The following is an 18,099-nucleotide window of genomic DNA, read 5'->3' on the forward strand; positions in this document are numbered from 1 at the left end:
CGGCCGCACCCGGGACACTGGCCGGAGCGCGCCCGGCGGAGTCGATTACTGTCGAATCGTGCGGCAGAAGATGATCGTGGACGTCGATACCGGAATCGACGATTCGCTGGCCCTGCTGTACCTGCTCGCCTCCCCCGAGGCGCGAATCCTCGGTATCGCGGCGACCGCGGGCAATGTGCCCGCCGCCCAGGTCGCGGCCAACAATCTCGCGTGGCTGGATGTGTGCCGGGCGCCGGAGATCGAGGTCGCCCTCGGCGCGGCCGAGCCGCTGGCCATCCCCTTGCGCACCACCGAGGACACGCACGGCCCGCAGGGCATCGGCTACGCCGAACTGCCCGAGACCCGGCGCACGTGTTCCGACCGCACGGCCGCGCAGATGTGGGTGGCGCTGGCCCGCGAACATCCCGGCGAGATCATCGGCCTGTGCACCGGTCCGCTCACCAATCTCGCGCTGGCGCTGCGGATCGAACCCGAGCTGCCGCGACTGCTGCGCCGAGTGGTGATCATGGGCGGCGCGTTCAACCATCCGGGCAACACCACGCCGACCAACGAGTGGAACGTGCACGTCGATCCCGAGGCGGCCAAGGAGGTGTTCGACGCCTTCTCCGCCGCACCGCCGGACCGCCGACCGGTGGTGTGCGCCCTCGACATCACCGAGACCATCGAGATGCATCCGAAGCACCTGGCCCTGCTCGCCGAGCGCGCGCTCAGCCACCCTCCGGAGACGGTGTCGGAGGACGACGTGCCGGGCACCCGATCGGTGGCCTCGAATCCCGTTGTGCGCCACGTGTCCGACGCCGTGCGGTTCTATTTCGAGTTCCACCGCGCCTACGACCAGGGCTATCTCGCGCACATGCACGACCCCTTCGCCGCGGCGGTGGCACTCGACCCGTCCCTGGCGCGCACCAGGCCCGCGACCGTCGACGTCGAGCTGACCGGCACCTTGACGCGGGCGACGACGGTGGCCGATTGGGCGGGCATGTGGGGGCGGGAACCCAACGCGGACATCGTCGTCGACACCGATCCCGAGCTGTTCTTCGATCGGCTCATCGCCCGGGTCGGCGATTTCGCGAAGAATCTCTATCCCTTGCCCACGAAGGATCTTCGGTGATCGACGACGACAATTCCTACCTCGCCGACTTCCGCGCGCGCCTCGGCCTGCCCGGAATCATCGACGTGCACACCCATTTCATGCCGGAACGGGTGCTGAGCAAGGTGTGGTCGTACTTCGATTCGGTGGGCCCGCTGACCGGCCGCAGCTGGCCGATCGCCTATCGCGAGGACGAGCAGGTGCGACTGAAGACGCTGCGCGACTTCGGTGTTCGCGCGTTCACCTCGCTCGTGTACCCGCACAAGCCGGAGATGGCCGCGTGGTTGAACGACTGGACCGCCGAGTTCGCAGCCCGCACCCCCGAATGCCTGCACACCGCCACCTTCTACCCCGAGCCGGGTGCGGCGGACTACGTCGCGACCGCGCTCGAACGCGGCGCGCGAGTCTTCAAGGTGCACATCCAGGTCGGCGATTTCCCGCCCGGTGATCCGCTGCTCACCCCGGTCTGGGGACTGCTGGAGGACGCGGGCGTTCCCGCGCTGATCCATTGCGGGTCCGGTCCCGCTCCCGGCCGATTCACCGGCCCCGAGCCGATCGCCGAACTGCTGCGACGCTTCCCGCGCCTGAAGCTGATCGTCGCGCACATGGGCACCCCCGAGTACGCGCAGTTCCTCGATCTGGCGGAGCGGCACGACGGCGTCTACCTCGACACCACGATGGTGTGGACCGATTTCAGCGAGGCGGACGCTCCGTTCCCCGTCGCCGAGTACGGCCGGGTGCGCGAATACGGCGAGCGCATCCTGTTCGGCAGCGATTTCCCGAACATCCCCTACAGCTACGGCCACGCCATCCAAGCCCTGGAGCGCCTGGAACTCGGTGACGATTGGGTGGGGCAGGTCTGCTATCGCAATGCGGTCGATCTCTTCTCGCTGAGCTGATTCGACGTCGCTGCGCAACCTACTGCGTTTCAGCGGGTCTCGCGGCGGGAGAGTCCGCTGGCGCGCAGCACTCGGCGGTCCACGGCCGCGCGGATGGCCTCGTCGGTGCCGATGATGCGCACGTGTTTGCGTGCCCTGGTGATCGCGGTGTAGAGCAACTCCCTGGTGAGCAGCGTGGATTCGGGTTCGGGCAGCACGACGGAGACGGTGTCGTACTGGCTGCCCTGGCTGCGGTGGATGGTCATGGCGAAAACCGTGACCACCGAGGGGAATTGGGTGGGGTGCACCAGGTACGGCTCGCTGCCGCGCTGGAGGGCCGCGCGCAACGATCCGTCGGGCATGCGGACGATGACGCCGGTGTCGCCGTTGTAGATGCGCGCCTCGTGGTCGTTGGCGGTGACCAGCAGCGGCTGTCCCGGATACCAAGCGGCGTAGTGCGTGTCGGGCCCCGCGCCGGAGGCCGCCGCCCAGTCCGCGGCCATCCGGTCCCAGCGCTCCACGCCGAACGGGCCCTGCCGGTGCGCGCACAGCAGCCGGTGCGATTCCAGCGCGAGCAGCGCACCGGCGGCGTCGCCGTCGACGGCGGCGTCGGTGACCGCCCGCGCAGCCCGCCCCACGTCCCCGCGCACGGGCGCGGTGTCCTCCGGCGCGCACAGCGACAGCTCGGGACCACCCGCGCGCAGCAACTCCAGCGCCGCGTCGGCGTCGCCCGCGCGCACCGCGACGGCCAGATCGGCGATCCGACCGCCGAAACGCCGCCCCCTGGTGAGCCGGACGATGCCGCCGCGCAGCCGCGTCCGCTCCAGCGGCGTGAGCGCCTCCGCGTCGTGGCCCGGCCCGTGCGCGCCTTCGCCGATGATCTCGTCGAGCACCGGATTCGGTTCCCCGGCAACGGGTCCGGCGACCAGATCGGCGAGCACCGCGCCCGCGTCCACCGAGGCGAGCTGGTCGGGGTCGCCCACCAGGACCAGGCGGGTGTCGGGGCGCAGCGCGGCGAGCAGGCTGCTCATCATGGTCAGCGACACCATGGAGGTCTCGTCGACCACGATGACGTCGTAAGGCAGGCGGTTGAACTCGTGGTACTTGAATCGGGTGCGACGCCCGCGCTGCCAACCGAGCAGGCGGTGCAATGTAGCGGCCGTCAGCTCCGGCAAGCCCAAGTCGCCCGCCTGTTCGCGGACCGCTTCCTGTAGGCGCGCGGCCGCTTTGCCGGTCGGCGCGGCGAGCGCGATACGCAGCGCGGCGGCCTTGGGGTTCGCCCTGCGGTGCGCCTCGAGCAGCGCGAGAACGCGGGCGATGGTGTGGGTCTTCCCGGTGCCTGGCCCGCCCGCCACCACGGTGGTCCAGTGCGTGGCGGCCAGCGCGGCGGCTAGGCGCTGCCGGTCGGGCCCCTCGCCGAGCGGGCTGTCGAAGAGCCGGTCCAGTTCCCGCCGCACGACGGGGACGTCGATCTTGGGGTGGGTCGCCGCGCGTTCGGTGAGCACCCGCCGGATCGTCTGCTCCTGCTGGTAGTAACGGTCCAGGTAGAGCAGCGGGCCGGTGTCGTCGCCGCGTTGCGGCGGCACCAGCCGCAGCGGACACAGCGGACCCGCGGGCCCGCCGCAGACCAGCGGGCTGACCTTCAGCGCTGCCGTCACCGCCGCGATGTCCGGCCACGGCAGCGTCGCCGGGTCGACGCCCGCCCCCGCGTCCCAGTCCTCGTCCGCGTCGACGCCGATCTCCCGCATCCGATTCAGCTCCAGGCACACCGAGCCCGAGCGCACCGCCCGCACGGCCAAGGCCGCCGCGAACAGCACCTCCTCGGAGTCCTCGCGCCCCAACCGCCCGAGCCGCAACGCGACGTGCACGTCGGCGGCGGACAATACACCGGCCTCGTTGAAGACCCGTAACAGCCCAGTGCCGCGCTGCGCCAATTGAATCGACGTCACCGGCCCTCCCCCGCGAGCAGATCCGACAGGGCGATGATCAGCGCGACGGGTGGCGTCCAGTCGAAAACGCCTCGCCCGTGCGGTGTCTCGGGTCCGACCATGCCGCGGACGAACAGGTACCGGCAGCCGCCGAGGTGGCGGGAAGGGTCGTAGCCTGGCAGTCGCCAGCGCAGATACCGGTGCAGCGCAACGGAATACAGCAGCGCTTGCAGCGGATAGTGCGAGCGCAGCATCTCGGCGGCCATCCGCTCCCTTGTGTAGTGGTCGACGGTCAGATCGCCGGTGCCGAGGCGGTTGGTCTTGTAGTCGACGACGACGAAACGCGGTGCGCCGCTGGGATCGGCGACGCGCAGCACGGCGTCGATGCTGCCGGTGAGGTAGCCGCGCAGCTGGATGTCTTCCAGGTTCGCCAGCAGGTCGGCGTAGCACGCCAGATCGTCGTCGGGCGGCAGGTGCTCGCGCAGCAGATCCGCGATGCCGCGCAGCGTCGCCGCCCGCGCGGCCGGGGTGTCACCACCGGCCAGCGGCAGCTCGAATTCCAGCTCGGCAAGCTGGTCACGGCGGGAAAGGTCGGCGAGACAACCGAATCCGAGCGGCGTGCGCAGCACGGCGAGCAGCGCAGCGCCGAGCACGGCGGGATCGATGTCCGCCATCAACTCCTCGACAGCGGTGCGGCAGCGGGTGTGCACTTCGGTGTCGAGATCCGCCACGCCGGTGTCGATCCGCTCGAGCACGCCGTGCACCAGGGTGCCGAACTCCGCGCCGTAGGGCAGCGCGTTCATCAGGGAAGGTGCGGCGACAAAGGCCGGTTCGGTGGTGTCGGGGGGCGGCGCGGACGGCTCGTCCTCCGGCCCGCGCTCGTCCTCCGGTTCGGTGTCCGCGGCGATCTCGTGCGCGCCCGCGGTGAGCGCGGAATACGAGGTGCGCCGCCACTGCTGGTCCATGACGCGGTCGAAGCGCGCGGCCGCGAGGTCGCCGCCGGGCTGTTCGGTGCGCACCCTGCGCGGCTCGACGTCCTCGGCCGGTTCCACCGCGGTCACCGAGATCGCCTCCGGCGCGGCGGCCGCCCACGCCGCCAGCATCGGCACCGCCTGCTGGTCGGCGGGCACCGCGGCCCGGCCGCGCACCGTCTCGCCGCCGTCAGGGCGGCCGAGGATCATCCGATGCAGTGGCGCCGCGGCAGTGGTGATCGCAGGCGCCCACCAGGCAACGACCTGGCACATCGCGCGGGTCAGCGCGACGTAGAGCAACCGCAGTTCCTCACCCGCCTCCTCGGCCTCGCTGCGCAGCTTGCGCTCGGCGTAGCCCACGGCCTCCTGGCCACCCACGTCGAGTACGCGCGCGCCGTCGTCGTCGTGGAACAGCAGGGTGGCGGGGTACGGGTTCTTGGCACTGTCCCACGCGAAAGGCAGGTAGACGATGGGGAATTCGAGGCCCTTGCTGGCGTGCACCGTGGCGATCTGCACGGCCGCCGCGTCGCGGTCGAGCCTGCGGGAGCGGTCGGCGACGGCGCTCGCGGCGGGGTCGCGCACCTGATCGGCCAGCCAGCGGGTCAGCGCGGTCAGGCCGAGCCCCTCGGCGAGCGCGACCTTATCGAGCAGCTGGGCGATGTGCCTGAGGTCGGTGAGCTGGCGTTCGCCGTTCTCGATCGAGAGCAGCCGCGGCGCGAGACCGGTTTCGGCGGAAAGCTTTTCGTAGACCGCGGCGAATCCGGCGCGGGCGAAAAGCCGGGCCGCCTCGCGCAGCTGCGCGCTCACCCGTCCGACGAGATCGGCGCCGCCGCTGTCGATGTCGGCCGCCGTGCAACCGAGGATCGGTGTACACGCGGCCAAACGGACGCGGTCGGATCGGTGCGGCTGTTCCAGCGCGCGCAGCACCCACAGCCAGTCGGTGGCGCTCGGCGTGCCGAAAACGCTGGTGCCGCCCGCGAGCACCGAGGCGACGCCAACCCGGTCCAGCGCCGCACGGACCACATCGATCTGGGAGCGCGTGCGCACCAGCACGGCGATGTCGCCCGGCCCGACCGGACGGCGGACGACGCCGTCGATGTCGGTGTCCGGCACCGATTCTCGCGCCTGCTCGGCCGAGTCCGCGTTCGCCTTCGACCCGGGAACCGTCAGTCGCACACCGGATTCCAGCAGGCGCACGATGTCGGCGGCGAGGTCGTCGGCGACCTTGGCGCGCTGGCGGCCCACGGACGGGAAGCCGGACTTGTTCAGCGGGCCCGCCCCCGTGCGCGGCAGGCACCGGACCCGCATCGGGGTGACGAACTCGGCGGGCCCGGACAGGCGCGACCACGGTCGCGTCGCGGCGACCGGGTAGACGGTGATCTCGGGGTGGCCAAGCGCGGCGCCGCCCTGCACGCGCTCGAGCGCGGCGAGCAGTCCGGCGTCGCTGCGCCAGTTGGTGGTGAGCTCGCTGCGCCGGTCGGCGTGCGCGACCGCGTCCAGGTAGCTGAGCACTTCCGCGCCGCGGAAGGCGTAGATGGCCTGCTTGGGATCACCGACCAGTACGAGGGTGGTCTCGCCGTGGAAGGAGCGGCGCAGGATGTCCCACTGGAGCGGATCGGTGTCCTGGAACTCGTCGACCAGCGCCACGCGGTAGCGGTCCCGGATGCGGGCGCAGGCGCGCGGGCCGTGGTCGGGATCGGCGAGCACGTCGTGCAGCAGCACCAGCAGGTCGTCGAAATCACGCAGTCCCGCAAGGCGTTTGCGGCGCTCGGTCTCGGCGCGCACCGCCTCGGCGAAGGCCACCCGCTCCCCCGCGGTTCCGTCGCCGCGCGGTACCAGCCGGGCGTGCCGGTCGCGGACCGCGGCCAGCGCGAGGCTGTGCGCCTCCTTCAGCGCGAACGGCGGCGTGGCGCGGGCGTAGCGGTGCAGGTAGAGGTCGTCGGCCACCGTGCAGGTCAGCTCGTCGACCGATTCCACGAGGCGCGAACCCGGGTCGTGTTCGCCCGCGAGCCCCAGCTCGTCGAGCATGCGCTGACAGAAGCTGTGCGTGGTGGCGATGGTGCCCGCGTCGAAATCCGAGAGCGCGGTGAGGAGTCTGGCTCGCCTGCGCCGCACCTCCGTGGCGTCGGCGTCCGCAAGGTGCCGGACCAGGTCGTCGGCGTGCGCCCGCGCCGCCTCCGGGTCGGCCAGCGCGGCCGCGACCGTCACGAACCGGTCGCGGGCGCGTTCGCGCAGCTCCTGGGTCGCGGCCCGGCTGAAGGTCACCAGCAGCAGCTGGCCGATCTCGACACCCGCCTCGGCCACGTAGCGCACCGCGAGCCCGACGATGGCGTGCGTCTTGCCGGTGCCCGCGCTGGCCTCGAGCACCGTGGTGCCGGTCGGCAGCGGGCCGAACGGGTCGAAAGACGCGATCGCGGAGGGCGCGAGGATGTCGTCCTGAACGGTCATGCCGCGCACCGCCTTTCGCCCCGTCCCAGAACTGCCTCGAACTGGGCGCCGAACAGCCGCCCGTAAAAATCGCACCACGCCAGCGCGGAAACAGGCGCAGACACGCCGGGACGGACTCCGAACCTGTACGGAGATGGCATCGAGATCACGGCTGCCCCTGGCTTTCCGCGCCGAGCAGCGGCGCCCACAGGCGACGGGCCAGCGCGCCGAACCGGGTGCTCTCTCCCGGCTCACCCGCCGGGGCGGGAGCTTCCATCAGGTGCTCCAACCGCGGCGCCGAGCCCCACACGTAGCGCAGGTGGCGATCGGTGTGATCACCGAAAGCGCCGGGACCGTTGGGACCGCCGTTGAATTCGCGTTCGGCCGCGGCGAAGGCCTCCTCCGCGGTCGACCCACGGAAGCGGCGTTCGGCGTAGGCCGCGGTCGCGGCGGGGGCGACGGGCAGCGGTTCGGTGAGACCCGCGTCGCGCAGCTTCACGAGCTCGCGCAGGATCGCCACCGCGGCGGGCGCGTCCGGCGCGGTGAGCACGGAACGCCATGCGGGACGGCCGAATTGGCCGCGCCCGGTGGTCACCGCGCGCCAGGAGCGGTCCTCGGTCGCTGCGAGCGCGAGCAGCGCGACCCACGCGGCGATGCGGTGTTTGGGCGCCAGGCGCGAGAAAGTGGTGCGCACCAACGTTTCTCCGCGCACTTCCGGCACCGTGCCGGTGAGCATGCGACCGTTGCCGAGATCGATGGCGACGTCGACGGCTCTCGCCTGGCCCTCGTAGTCCGGCAGCGAGGCGCGCACCAACTTGTCCACGGTGTGCTCGATCTCGTCGAGCACCGCGCCGCCGAGCCCGAACGGCGGCAGGGTGCCGCGCCGCCACTCCGCGGCGCGCAGCCCATTGGGGTCGGCACCGGTGAGCCGCGCGGTCAGCATGCGTTCGCCCAGTTCCCATTTCGCGAGGCCGTCGAGTTCGATGGGCAGCCGGTCGGCGATGTCCTCCTCGTGTTCGGGCACCCGCAGCCCGAGCCGCTGCCACAGAAAGGCGCGCACCGGATGTTCGGCGAACGACATCAGGTCGGCGAGCGCCACGTCCGACGGTTCCGGCGCGGGCAGCGGTTCCGGCAGGAACGACGGCCGGGGCTGGGGCGCTCGGCCCGCGGCCAGCGCACCCGCCAGCGCGACCGTGTCGAAGCTGAACGGGCGTTCGGCGTGAAAGTTGCGGCGGTCGAAGCCTTGCAGCGGGTGGCGGGTGAGCACGGCGTCCATACCGGCCGCGCCGACGTGGGCGCGCAGCACGTCGAGCAGTTCGGCGACCGGGATCGCCGGCGGGCGGTGCGCGCCGCTGACCGGGTCGGCGCCGGTGTGGAACAGCAGCAGCTTCTCCCGCGCCGCGAGCACCGCGTCCAGCAGCAACTGCCGATCCTCGCTGCGCGGATCGCGTTCGCCGAGCAGGGGATCGCGCGCGAGCACGTCGTCACCGTCCACGCCGCCCGCGCGCGGAAAGACGTCGTCGTCGAGCCCGAGCAAGACCACCACGCGGTGCGGCACCGACCGCATCGGGACCATGGTGCAGACGGTGAGCTCGCCGGTGCGGAAGTTGGCGCGGGTGGGCTGGGCGGCCAGCCTGCTCGACAGCAGCACCGCCACGTCGGCGAGTCGCAGCGGCACCGCGCCCGCGTGTTCGGTGGCCGCGGCGATCTCCCTGCGCGCCTCGGTGCGCACCCAGGCTTGACTGTCGGGGACGTCGGTGAGCAGATCCAGCGCCCGGCCGAGCACACCGGCCCACTCGTGCGCAGGACGAGGACCGCGCAGGTCGCGCAGGCAGACCGCGAGACGATCGATGAACTCCGCGAACCGGCCTGCGAGATCGACGTCGTTGCTGTCCACGTCGTCCAGCGGAAGCGCGAGATCCAGCCAGTCGTCGGCGGATTCGTCGGCGGTGACACCGAGCAGGATGCGGTCGACCGCGCCGTTCAGCGTGTTCTGGGCGAAGTCGGCCAGCCCGAACGCCTGCCGCTGGCGCTGCCCGATTCCCCAGCGAGCACCGGATTCGGCGGCCCAGCCGCGCAGTCGCTCGATCGCGTCGTCGTCGAATCCGCAACGGCGCCGGACGGTTTCGGACGCGGCGAGGTCGAGCACCTGGGTGACGGTGACGCGCCCGTCGGCCAGCTCCAGCAACACGCCGATCACCGCGAGCAGCGGATTGGTCACATCGCGGCCGCGGTCGGCCAGGCGCACCCGCAGCGTGTGCGCGGGATGGGCTGCGTCCGTGACGGTTTCGCCGGAGCCCGCGCGCGAGCCGAACGCCGCGCGCACCAGCGGCGCGTACGCCTCGACCTCCGGGCACATGATCAGCACGTCGCGCGGTTCCAGCGTCGGATCGTCCGCGAACAGCCCGAGCAGGCATTCGCGAAGGACCTCCACCTGCCTGGCCGGTCCGTGGCAGGCGTGCACCCGCACGCTGTCGTCGGCCGGAATGTGCTCGGCGGGCGGCCACACATCGTCGCGGATGTGCGCTTGCAACGCGGCCAGCAGGGTGGTCGGCGCCTGCCGTTCACCGCGCCCCCACGCTGCCGAGACCCCTACCGGCGCACGGTCGTTCGTCGCCGGAACCGAGCCCCCCATCGGCGCACGGTCGCCCGGCGCCGGAACCGGGACACCCGTCGGCGCGCAGTCGTTCGGCGCCGGACCACCGACCGGCGCCTTCGCCGCCGGAAGCGATCCTCCCGACCGCGCGGCCACGTACGGCTCCGCTGCCGAGGCGCCCGCCCGCACATCACGCACCCCATCCGACAGCCATGTATCCGACCCGGCCGCGGCGGGCCCGGACAACCGCTGCTGTAACTCGCGCACATCCCGCGCCAGACCGGCGAGCAACGGATGACGCACCGCCCCACCGGACGCGTCGGCGGCACGGGACACCGCGGGCGGCAGTTGCGCGATCGCCGACCACATGACCGGGCTCGGGTGCGCGAGCCACAGGTGCACGTCCCTGCTGTGCCCGAGCGCCGCGAGCACCGCGAGCTGATCGGCGGGCAACCGGGTCACCCCGAACAGCGAAAGTCGTTGCGGCAGTTCGAGAAGGTCGGGTTCGGCGCGCAGTCTCGCGCAGGCCGCGTCCAATCGTTCGGCGGGACTCGGCACGCCGATCTCGGCGCGCAACCGCCGCCACAGCGTCGGCTGCCACCGCAGATCGTCCGGCACCGGACGGCCCGCGCCATCGGTGTCGGCGCCCGCCGCCCACTCGGTGATCAGCGCCGGTCGCTGGGCGCCGTAGCCGTCGAACAGCGCGGCCAGGTGCGCCGCGGTGGCGTAGCGCCTGCCGATCCGGTGGTCGCGACCGGACGGGTCGGCGCCGCCGAGGTGGCGGGCGAGCACCGCGCACCACGGTTCGCCGAGCGCGGCGTCGATCACCCGCAGCAGCGTCCACACCGTGCGCTGCGGCGACCACGGGTCGTCGTCCTGGGCCACACCGGCACTCGCCGCGAGCGCCTCGGCGACCAGCGCCGCGGGGGTCGGGAACAGGATGTTCGCCGCGACACCGTCGCTGCCGCCCGCCGAAACGCCGAGCACCGAGGACAACCGCTGCGTCAGCCAACGCTCCACGCCTTTGGCGGGCACCGCGACGACCTCCGCCGCGAACGGATCCGGCTGCGGCGTCGCCAACAACTCGGCCAGCGCGTCCGCCAGGGCGTCGGCGCGCTCGGCCCGGTGGATGTGCAGCGGCATTGCACGTTTATACGCCAGCGACCGTCGCGCAACCGCGCCGCCCCGCCCGTCGGCGAGTGAATTGAGCCACAGGCGAACGGAATCCTCGGCCGTGTCACGCCGAATCCGTCGGAGCCTTGTGCCAGAGTGCTGCACCGGGGAGGAACGGGAGAGCTGCATCGAAAGGCTGGTTCGCGTTCATGGATGCGATGGTGATTCCCCTATTGCCGAGAGGCGGGTTCACGGTCCGCCGGGTCGGTGACCGATGGGAACTTGTCAACTCGCGCCACTACGGCCGCGCCGTCGTCCTGCACACCTGGCCGCGCGAGCGCCACACCGAGGCGTTCGAGCACTGCTATCGACTCAACGGACGCACCGTCGAGGAACTGCGCGCCGCCTTCACCTGAATCGCGGTGCGACGAAACTCGCTGCGGTACAAGCGCGCAACGGTCGCTGTAACACACCTTCCCGCCGAGCTCAAGACGTGCGTCCTCGGCGCGGATGTGCGATCGTGGTCCCTCGTGCGTTACCCCATGGCCGCCACCCGGACAGTTCCCCGCGTGGCCGCATCCGCCTGTGTCCTGGCCGCCGCGGCGATCCTGATCCCGAGCGCGCCCACCCTGCTGCCCGGTACCGCCGCGCCACGCGCCTCCGCCGCGTGCCTTGCCGGCTTCGATTGCGACATGAGCAGTCGCATCGCCGCGGTCGACGCCTACCTGAAGACGCGCCCCGGCGTCACGGGCTACGTCGTGCGCGACCGGGTGACCGGCGGGGTGTACGCGAACGAGCACGCGGAGAACTCCGTGTGGACGGCCTCCACCATCAAACTCGCGATCGCCGCGGATCTGCTGAACCGCGCCCGCGTCGGCGCCATCGCGCTCTCGCCGGAGGACCGCCAGCAGATGGAGGCGATGCTCGCCACCTCCAACGACGCCGCCGCCGACCTGCTCTGGAACAAGTACGCGGGCTTCGACCGGATGGCGTACAACAACGCCTTCCGCGCCAACGGCATGGTCTCGCTCGTCCCGCAGCCAACCACCACCGCACTCTTTCCCGACTGGTCGTTCCAGAAGTGCACCGCCGCCGACCTGGACCGGCTGATGGATCACGTGCTCACCGCGATGCACCCCGACGACCGCAACTATCTGCTCGACCGGATGCGCTCGGTCGACTACAACCAGCACTGGGGCGTCTGGGGCGCGGGCGCTCGCATGCGGCCGGGTCTCAAGAACGGCTGGTCGGCCGAGCAGGGCGGCTGGGTGGTCAACTCGGTCGGCTTCGCGGGCCCCGACGAGCGGTACACGCTGGCGATCATGAGCTCGCTCGGTGACGCGGGCGGCTACCAGGAGGGCGCCGAGACCGACACCAAGGTCGCGGAGATGCTGCTCGCCGGTCGCTGACCCGCGATCACGCGCGGCGGCGCAGCAGCATGGGGGCGCCGTCGCGCGGGAACGGAATCGTGGTGAATCCCCACGGCATTCGATAGTCGTCGGGGATCTCCCACTCGTAGTCGCGCACCATCGCCGAGATCAGGGTCTTCACCTCGAAGGTGCCGAAGTGCATGCCGATGCACTTGTGCGCGCCCGCGCCGAAGGGCAGGAACGCCAGCCGGTGCGAGTGGTCCTCGCGGCGCGGTTCGGCGAAGCGCAGCGGATCGAACACCTCGGGCCTCGTCCACAGCTCGGGCAGCAGGTGGTTGACCTGATAGGCCAGGTCGACCGCGGTGCCCGCGGGAATGTAGTGGCCGAGGATCTCGGTGTCGCGCACGGCGCGGCGCACCAGACCCGGCACCGGCGGCATCAGCCGCAGCGACTCCTTGACCACGAGGTCCAGATCGCGCAGGCGGTCAAGGTCCGCGATGGTCGTTGCGGCGTCGCCGGTTTCGGCGTCCGCCGCGAGCACCTCGGCGCGCACCCTGCGCTGCCACTCCGGATGTTTGCCGAGGTAGTAGGCGACGGCGGTGGCGGTGGTCGTCGTGGTGTCGTGGGCGGCCATGATCAGGAAGATCATGTGGTTCACCACGTCGGCGTCGGAGAACACCGCGCCGTCCTCGCTGCGGGCGTGGCACAGGCCGGAGAAGAAGTCCGGGTCCCGCGAGCGCCGCTTGGCGGGCAGCATCTCGGTGAAGTACTGCTCGAGCACCCGCCTGCCGTGCAGGCCCGCGCGCCAGCGCCCGCCGGGAATCGGGTGGCGCACGATCGACAGACCGGCGTGCGTGCAGTCGACGAAGGCGTCGATCAGGTCGCGCCGTCGCGCGCCGACGTCGACCGCCATGAAGGTCTCCCCCGCGATCTCGAGCGTGAGCTCTTTGACGGTCGGGTACAGCCGCACGGTGGTCCGGTCCCGGCCGGGCGGCACCCAGCGCGCCACCGCCGCCCGCGCGACCGGTGTCAGCGCGGCCAGATGCGCGGCGAGGCGGTCCCTGGTGAAGGCCTGCTGCATGATCCTGCGGTGGTACATGTGCTCGTCGAATTCGAGCAGCAGCAGCCCACGGCGGAAGAACGGGCCGATGAAGTAGTCCCAGCCCTGGCCGAAATCGCGGCGGCGGCTGCCGAGCACCTCGTCGATCGCCTCGGGTCCGGACACCAGCACCCGGTCGATGCCGAGCGAGCTGTTCAGCGCCACCGGGCCGTAGCGGCGGTGGCGGTCCACCATCTCGGCGGGCCCCCAGCGCATGTAGTGCAGCGCGCGGCCGAGGTAGGGCAGCCCGATATCGCCGTGCACCGGAACGGTCGCGCTGCCGCGCGGCGGAGCGGCAAGCACCCGGTGGCGTTCGGGCAGCCTGCGCAGCACGCGATCGATGACGCTCGCCTGGGGAATGTCGATGAGATCCGCGTTCTCCGATGCGGCGCGCACGCTGCGCTTTCGGACGGCGACCCGGTCTTCGGCGACCATCGCACACCTCCTGAACGACAGCATTCATCGTATTCTCTTCTTCCCAATCGTTCAGGCGGATCGGGCGCCGCCACCTTCACTTCTACGGCCCGCCGACGGTGAGGCGTCGCGGCGCCGCACGCCCGGATCGGGGATCTCGTCGTGACGGTCCAGGGCGGGCCGACTACGGTTGGACGTTGTCGGTAACCGTTCGCGGGGGAACGAGGCGCCCCCCGACTGTCGAGGAGCAGGACGATGAGCACTCAGTCTGTCGAGAACCGTCGTCACAAGGTGGTGGTGATCGGCTCGGGCTTCGGCGGCCTGTTCGGCACCAAGCACCTCAAGCGCGCCGACGTGGACATCACCCTGATCTCCAAGACCTCGACGCACCTGTTCCAGCCGCTGCTCTACCAGGTCGCCACCGGCATCCTCTCGGTCGGCGAGATCGCGCCCGCGACCCGGCTGGTACTGAGAAAGCAGCGCAACGCGCAGGTACTGCTAGGTGACGTCACCGACATCGACCTGGCGAACAAGACGGTCACCTCGCGGCTGCTGAACCAGGACACGGTCACGCCGTTCGACAGCCTGATCGTCGCCACCGGCGCGCAGCAGTCGTACTTCGGCAACGACCAGTTCGCCACCTACGCCCCCGGCATGAAGACCATCGACGACGCGCTGGAGCTGCGCGGCCGCATCCTCGGCGCGTTCGAGGGCGCGGAACTGGCGACCACCCAGGAACTTCGCGACCGGCTGCTCACCTTCGTCGTGATCGGCGCAGGACCGACGGGCGTCGAATTGGCCGGGCAGATCGCCGAACTCGCCGATCGCACGCTCGAGGGCACCTTCCACAACATCGATCCGCGCGACGCACGGGTCATCCTGATCGAGGGCGCGGGCGCGGTGCTCGGCCCGATGGGCCCGAAGCTGGGCGGCAAGGCCCAGCGCAGGCTGGAGAACATGGGCGTGGAGATCCAGCTCAACGCCATGGTGACCGATATCGACGCGCACGGCGTCACGGTGAAGGACGCCGACGGCACGATCCGCCGGATCGAGTCCGCGTGCAAGGTCTGGTCGGCGGGCGTGCAGGCCAGCCCGCTGGGCAAGATGCTCGCCGAGCGCTCCGAGGGCACCGAGGTGGACCGGGCCGGGCGCGTCATCGTGGAACCCGATCTCACGATCAAGGGCCACCCCAATGTCTTCGTGGTCGGCGACCTGATGGCCGTGCCCGGCGTGCCCGGTCAGGCGCAGGGCGCGATCCAGGGCGCGACCTACGCCGCCAAGCAGATCAAGGCCGGGCTCAAGGGCCAGACGCCCGAGGAACGCAAGCCCTTCAAGTACTTCAACAAGGGCAGCATGGCCACCGTGTCGCGGTTCAGCGCCGTCTGCCAGGTCGGCAAGCTGGAATTCGGCGGCTTCATCGCGTGGCTGGCCTGGCTCGCGCTGCACCTCTACTACCTGGTCGGCTACCGCAGCCGGATCATCACGGTGATCCAGTGGTTCGTCACCTTCCTCGGCCGCACCCGAGGCCAGATGGCCGCCACCGAGCAGTGGGTGTTCGCGCGGCTCGCCTTGGAACAAGTCAACGAGGATCAGGAAGAGGCCGACGAACTCGCGGCCGCGCTCGGCGCGCCGCCCGCGAGCAACGGTCGCGCGCCGGGCAAAGCAGCGACAGACCGCGCGGTTTCCTAGCTTTCCCGGAGTTTCTGTCCAGCGGGGATGACATCGGCCCGCCATTCGATCAGCGATCGAATGGCGGGTTTTCGCGCGTCCAGCAACCATCAAGCAACGCCAACTCACCTGTCGTGTGGGCGTTTCCACCAATCCGTTCGGCCCGCGGGTCCGAATGTGGAACGTCGAGCATGTCAGCTACGAAGAAAGGTGAGTATGGCCACAGGCAAGCACAGAGCTCCCAACCCGCAGCGGCAGAAGGTGGGCTCGATGGTCGCGGCGGGTGCTGTTCCCCTGGTGTTGGCGCTCGTCGGCACCGGAACCGCGAATGCCGAGCCCGCGGAGACGAATCCGGTCACCCAGCCCGAGCAGGCGGCGCAATGGCCGGCGGCCGACGCGCCCAACGCCATTCCGTACGAGGGCCTCGACATTCCCGACAACACTCGCAGTTCGCTGCAGTGGTCGCGGCCCGCGCCGGATCGGAGTTACCTCGCGCCGGTCGGTGTGCTGCACCCGCCGGTCCCGGTCGCGCCGGTGCCGCCGATCGCGCCGCCCCCGGGTCAGTTCCGCTTCGGTGACGTCACCGTGCCGACACCCGACTGGATCAACACCGAACAGGCGATCCAGATCAACGACAACTCCGCCATGATCGAGGCGAATCTCGCGACGTTCCTCGACTCGATCGGCATGGAGCGCAGCCGGTCCGACCGCATCGCCAGTCAGACCATGGGTACCGCGGCCATGGGCGCGGTGGCGGGCGCCGCCTCGGCGGTGCCGTTCGCGCTCACCTCGGCGATGGTCGGCGGAGCGGTCGGCCTGGTGACCGGTCTGGCGTTCGTGCCCGTCGGTCTCGTCGCGGGCCCGGCGCTCGGCGCGGCGGTCGGCGCCGCGGTGATCACCATTCCGGCAGCCGCCGTCGGTGCGGCCGCCGGTGCCGCCGTCGGCGCGGTCGCCGCCTTCAACGCCCCTTCGCGGGTCGTCGGCGACTGAACGCGCGGAAGGCGCTTCCGGCCACCGGGAAAGGTTCGCCGGAGGTCAGAGCACAGGGCGGGGTTTCGACATCATGTCGGAGCCCCGCCCTTTCGGTTTCGCGAACAACCCGGTGCCACATTCGGTCGGAACTGAAAGGCCCTGCGCCCTCGTTGGTGCCCGAGAGTCAGGCGGTGGCGGGCACCGAAACCCCTGCGCCGCTGGCGCTTCGCGGGCTCACCGTGGCGCTCAGCCGCGCACCCACCGCGGTGAACAGGCTTCCGCCCGCGGCGAGCGGCAGGCGCGTCGCGTGGAGTCCGAAGGTTTCGACCGGCCGATCGTCGGGATAGACGAGTTCGCTGTCGAGAGCGCGCGGCGCCGCGAGTGCGTCGTCGGTGGCGGTGCCGGAGCCGAGTTCGACACGGTGGCGCAGCAGCGGAAGGTCGTCCAGGTCGGCGATCAGATCGCCGCGCCACGCACCCCGGTCCTCCCCCGCGCGTCCGATCTGCACGCGCTCGCGGAGCCGGAGACGGGCATCGGCCGCGAGCCGGACTGTGGTGAGCGACCGGTGGTCCGCGCCGCCAGCCACGATTAGCGGCTCGGTCTCCACGTCCAGCTCGCCGCCATCGGCGACTTCGAAATGCCAGCGCGCGAAAGAGATTCGGGTCGCCGCACTCGGCAGTGCGATCGTCGCCGCGACCGAGCGCAGGAGGAGCCGCGCGCCCGGGCTCACCGTGACCGAGATGTCCAGTTCATCGCCACCCAGCGGGGTGGCGGCGGTGCCGATCAGGTGCACGGCGTCCGGGCCGGTCCGGCGGGCCGCGATTCCGCCGGACGCGTGGATCTCCGGGAGAGTGCCCGCCGCGGCGATGATCCTGAGCTCAGTGCGCAAGGGAGGCCGCGTCTCCCGCGAGCTGTTCGCGCACCCAGGCCAGCACCGGGATCGCGGCCGGGTCCTCCGTCAGGGAGAGCAGGGCGGTCGGCCTGCCCTCGCGTACCTTGGCGGCGTCGCGCTCCATCACGCCGAGGTCGGCGCCGACCAGCGGGGCGAGGTCGGTCTTGTTGACCACCAACAGATCCGAGAAGGTGACGCCGGGGCCGCCCTTGCGCGGCACCTTGTCGCCGCCAGCCACGTCGACGACGAAGATCTGCACGTCGATCAGGCCGGAGGAGAACGTCGCGGTGAGGTTGTCGCCGCCGGATTCCACCAGGATCAGATCCAGCGGCGGGTTGGCCGCGATCAGGTCGTCGATGGCGTCCAGGTTGGCGGTGATGTCGTCGCGGATGGCGGTGTGCGGGCAGCCGCCGGTCTGCACGGCGGCGATCCGCTCGTCCGGCAGCACCGCGTGGCGGCGCAGGAAGTCCGCGTCCTCGGTGGTGTAGATGTCGTTGGTCAGCACGGCGAGCGACAGTTCTCCGCGCAGCTGCCTGCACAGCGCGGCGACCAGCGCCGTCTTGCCCGAGCCGACGGGACCGCCGATCCCGATGCGCAGCGGCTCCCCCGGCATCCGCTTTCGTTTCGGCCGGTCGTGCGAATGATGGTGCGGTTCACCGTCGATCAGGTGCGGTGGCATAC

General features: G+C 71.2%; 12 protein-coding genes. 6 read left to right on the forward strand and 6 right to left on the reverse strand.

Annotated features, from left to right (window positions below):
- Positions 1–70: 70 nt before the first annotated feature.
- Both NAM01S_RS01975 and NAM01S_RS01980 read left to right on the forward strand, forming a co-directional pair.
- Positions 71–1,111, forward strand: a complete 1,041-nt coding sequence (locus NAM01S_RS01975) for a nucleoside hydrolase (RefSeq protein WP_169810794.1) — start codon at positions 71–73, stop codon at positions 1,109–1,111.
- Positions 1,108–1,989 carry an amidohydrolase family protein gene (locus NAM01S_RS01980; protein WP_084482281.1) on the forward strand — a complete coding sequence of 294 codons (882 nt, stop codon included), beginning with the start codon at positions 1,108–1,110 and terminating at the stop codon, positions 1,987–1,989. The genes NAM01S_RS01975 and NAM01S_RS01980 overlap by 4 nt, the downstream gene beginning before the upstream one ends.
- Before the next feature lie 29 nt (positions 1,990–2,018).
- Here the strand turns inward: NAM01S_RS01980 and recD are convergent, their stop codons facing one another.
- The 3 genes from recD to recC form a co-directional block, all read right to left on the reverse strand.
- Positions 2,019–3,917 (reverse strand): exodeoxyribonuclease V subunit alpha, encoded by a 1,899-nt coding sequence (gene recD, locus NAM01S_RS01985; RefSeq protein WP_067778250.1) that lies wholly within the window; start codon positions 3,915–3,917, stop codon positions 2,019–2,021.
- Complete coding sequence (locus NAM01S_RS01990; protein ID WP_067778394.1) at positions 3,914–7,315, reverse strand: UvrD-helicase domain-containing protein; 3,402 nt, start codon at positions 7,313–7,315, stop codon at positions 3,914–3,916. Before NAM01S_RS01990 ends, recD begins: the two co-directional genes overlap by 4 nt.
- Before the next feature lie 145 nt (positions 7,316–7,460).
- Positions 7,461–11,033, reverse strand: coding sequence for an exodeoxyribonuclease V subunit gamma (gene recC, locus NAM01S_RS01995; protein WP_067778251.1), 3,573 nt, complete (start codon positions 11,031–11,033; stop codon positions 7,461–7,463).
- Between the two features lie 188 nt (positions 11,034–11,221).
- Between recC and NAM01S_RS02000 the strand changes: the two genes are divergently transcribed.
- A complete protein-coding gene (locus tag NAM01S_RS02000; protein WP_245909832.1) occupies positions 11,222–11,419 on the forward strand; it encodes a hypothetical protein in 198 nt (65 codons plus the stop codon).
- A gap of 153 nt (positions 11,420–11,572) precedes the next feature.
- Positions 11,573–12,412, forward strand: a complete 840-nt coding sequence (locus tag NAM01S_RS02005) for a serine hydrolase (protein ID WP_372507983.1) — start codon at positions 11,573–11,575, stop codon at positions 12,410–12,412.
- A 7-nt stretch (positions 12,413–12,419) separates the two neighbouring features.
- Here the strand turns inward: NAM01S_RS02005 and NAM01S_RS02010 are convergent, their stop codons facing one another.
- Positions 12,420–13,907, reverse strand: coding sequence for a cytochrome P450 (locus tag NAM01S_RS02010; RefSeq protein ID WP_067778253.1), 1,488 nt, complete (start codon positions 13,905–13,907; stop codon positions 12,420–12,422).
- A 234-nt stretch (positions 13,908–14,141) separates the two neighbouring features.
- Between NAM01S_RS02010 and NAM01S_RS02015 the strand changes: the two genes are divergently transcribed.
- Positions 14,142–15,575, forward strand: coding sequence for an NAD(P)/FAD-dependent oxidoreductase (locus NAM01S_RS02015; protein WP_067778254.1), 1,434 nt, complete (start codon positions 14,142–14,144; stop codon positions 15,573–15,575).
- A 195-nt stretch (positions 15,576–15,770) separates the two neighbouring features.
- Complete coding sequence (locus tag NAM01S_RS02020; protein ID WP_067778255.1) at positions 15,771–16,544, forward strand: hypothetical protein; 774 nt, start codon at positions 15,771–15,773, stop codon at positions 16,542–16,544.
- 166 nt (positions 16,545–16,710) lie between these two features.
- On the opposite strand, the gene NAM01S_RS02025 is transcribed toward NAM01S_RS02020, so the two are convergent.
- Together NAM01S_RS02025 and ureG are read right to left on the reverse strand one after the other, a co-directional pair.
- Positions 16,711–17,415: an urease accessory protein UreD gene (locus NAM01S_RS02025; protein ID WP_067778256.1), complete on the reverse strand. Its 705-nt coding sequence runs from the start codon at positions 17,413–17,415 to the stop codon at positions 16,711–16,713.
- Positions 17,405–18,097, reverse strand: a complete 693-nt coding sequence (gene ureG, locus NAM01S_RS02030) for an urease accessory protein UreG (RefSeq protein ID WP_067778257.1) — start codon at positions 18,095–18,097, stop codon at positions 17,405–17,407. Before ureG ends, NAM01S_RS02025 begins: the two co-directional genes overlap by 11 nt.
- Between the last annotated feature and the right edge of the window lie 2 nt (positions 18,098–18,099).

This window comes from Nocardia amikacinitolerans NBRC 108937 (assembly GCF_001612615.1).
Taxonomy (GTDB): domain Bacteria; phylum Actinomycetota; class Actinomycetes; order Mycobacteriales; family Mycobacteriaceae; genus Nocardia; species Nocardia amikacinitolerans.

Excerpts from the sequence above, each read along its gene's own strand:
- NAM01S_RS01975 (WP_169810794.1), top strand. The coding sequence starts at position 71 with ATGATCGTGGACGTCGATACCGGAATCGACGATTCGCTGGCCCTGCTG.
- NAM01S_RS01990 (WP_067778394.1), bottom strand. The coding sequence starts at position 7,315 with ATGACCGTTCAGGACGACATCCTCGCGCCCTCCGCGATCGCGTCTTTC.
- recC (WP_067778251.1), bottom strand. The coding sequence starts at position 11,033 with ATGCCGCTGCACATCCACCGGGCCGAGCGCGCCGACGCCCTGGCGGAC.
- NAM01S_RS02000 (WP_245909832.1), top strand. The coding sequence starts at position 11,222 with ATGGTGATTCCCCTATTGCCGAGAGGCGGGTTCACGGTCCGCCGGGTC.
- NAM01S_RS02010 (WP_067778253.1), bottom strand. The coding sequence starts at position 13,907 with ATGGTCGCCGAAGACCGGGTCGCCGTCCGAAAGCGCAGCGTGCGCGCC.
- NAM01S_RS02015 (WP_067778254.1), top strand. The coding sequence starts at position 14,142 with ATGAGCACTCAGTCTGTCGAGAACCGTCGTCACAAGGTGGTGGTGATC.
- NAM01S_RS02020 (WP_067778255.1), top strand. The coding sequence starts at position 15,771 with ATGGCCACAGGCAAGCACAGAGCTCCCAACCCGCAGCGGCAGAAGGTG.
- ureG (WP_067778257.1), bottom strand. The coding sequence starts at position 18,097 with ATGCCACCGCACCTGATCGACGGTGAACCGCACCATCATTCGCACGAC.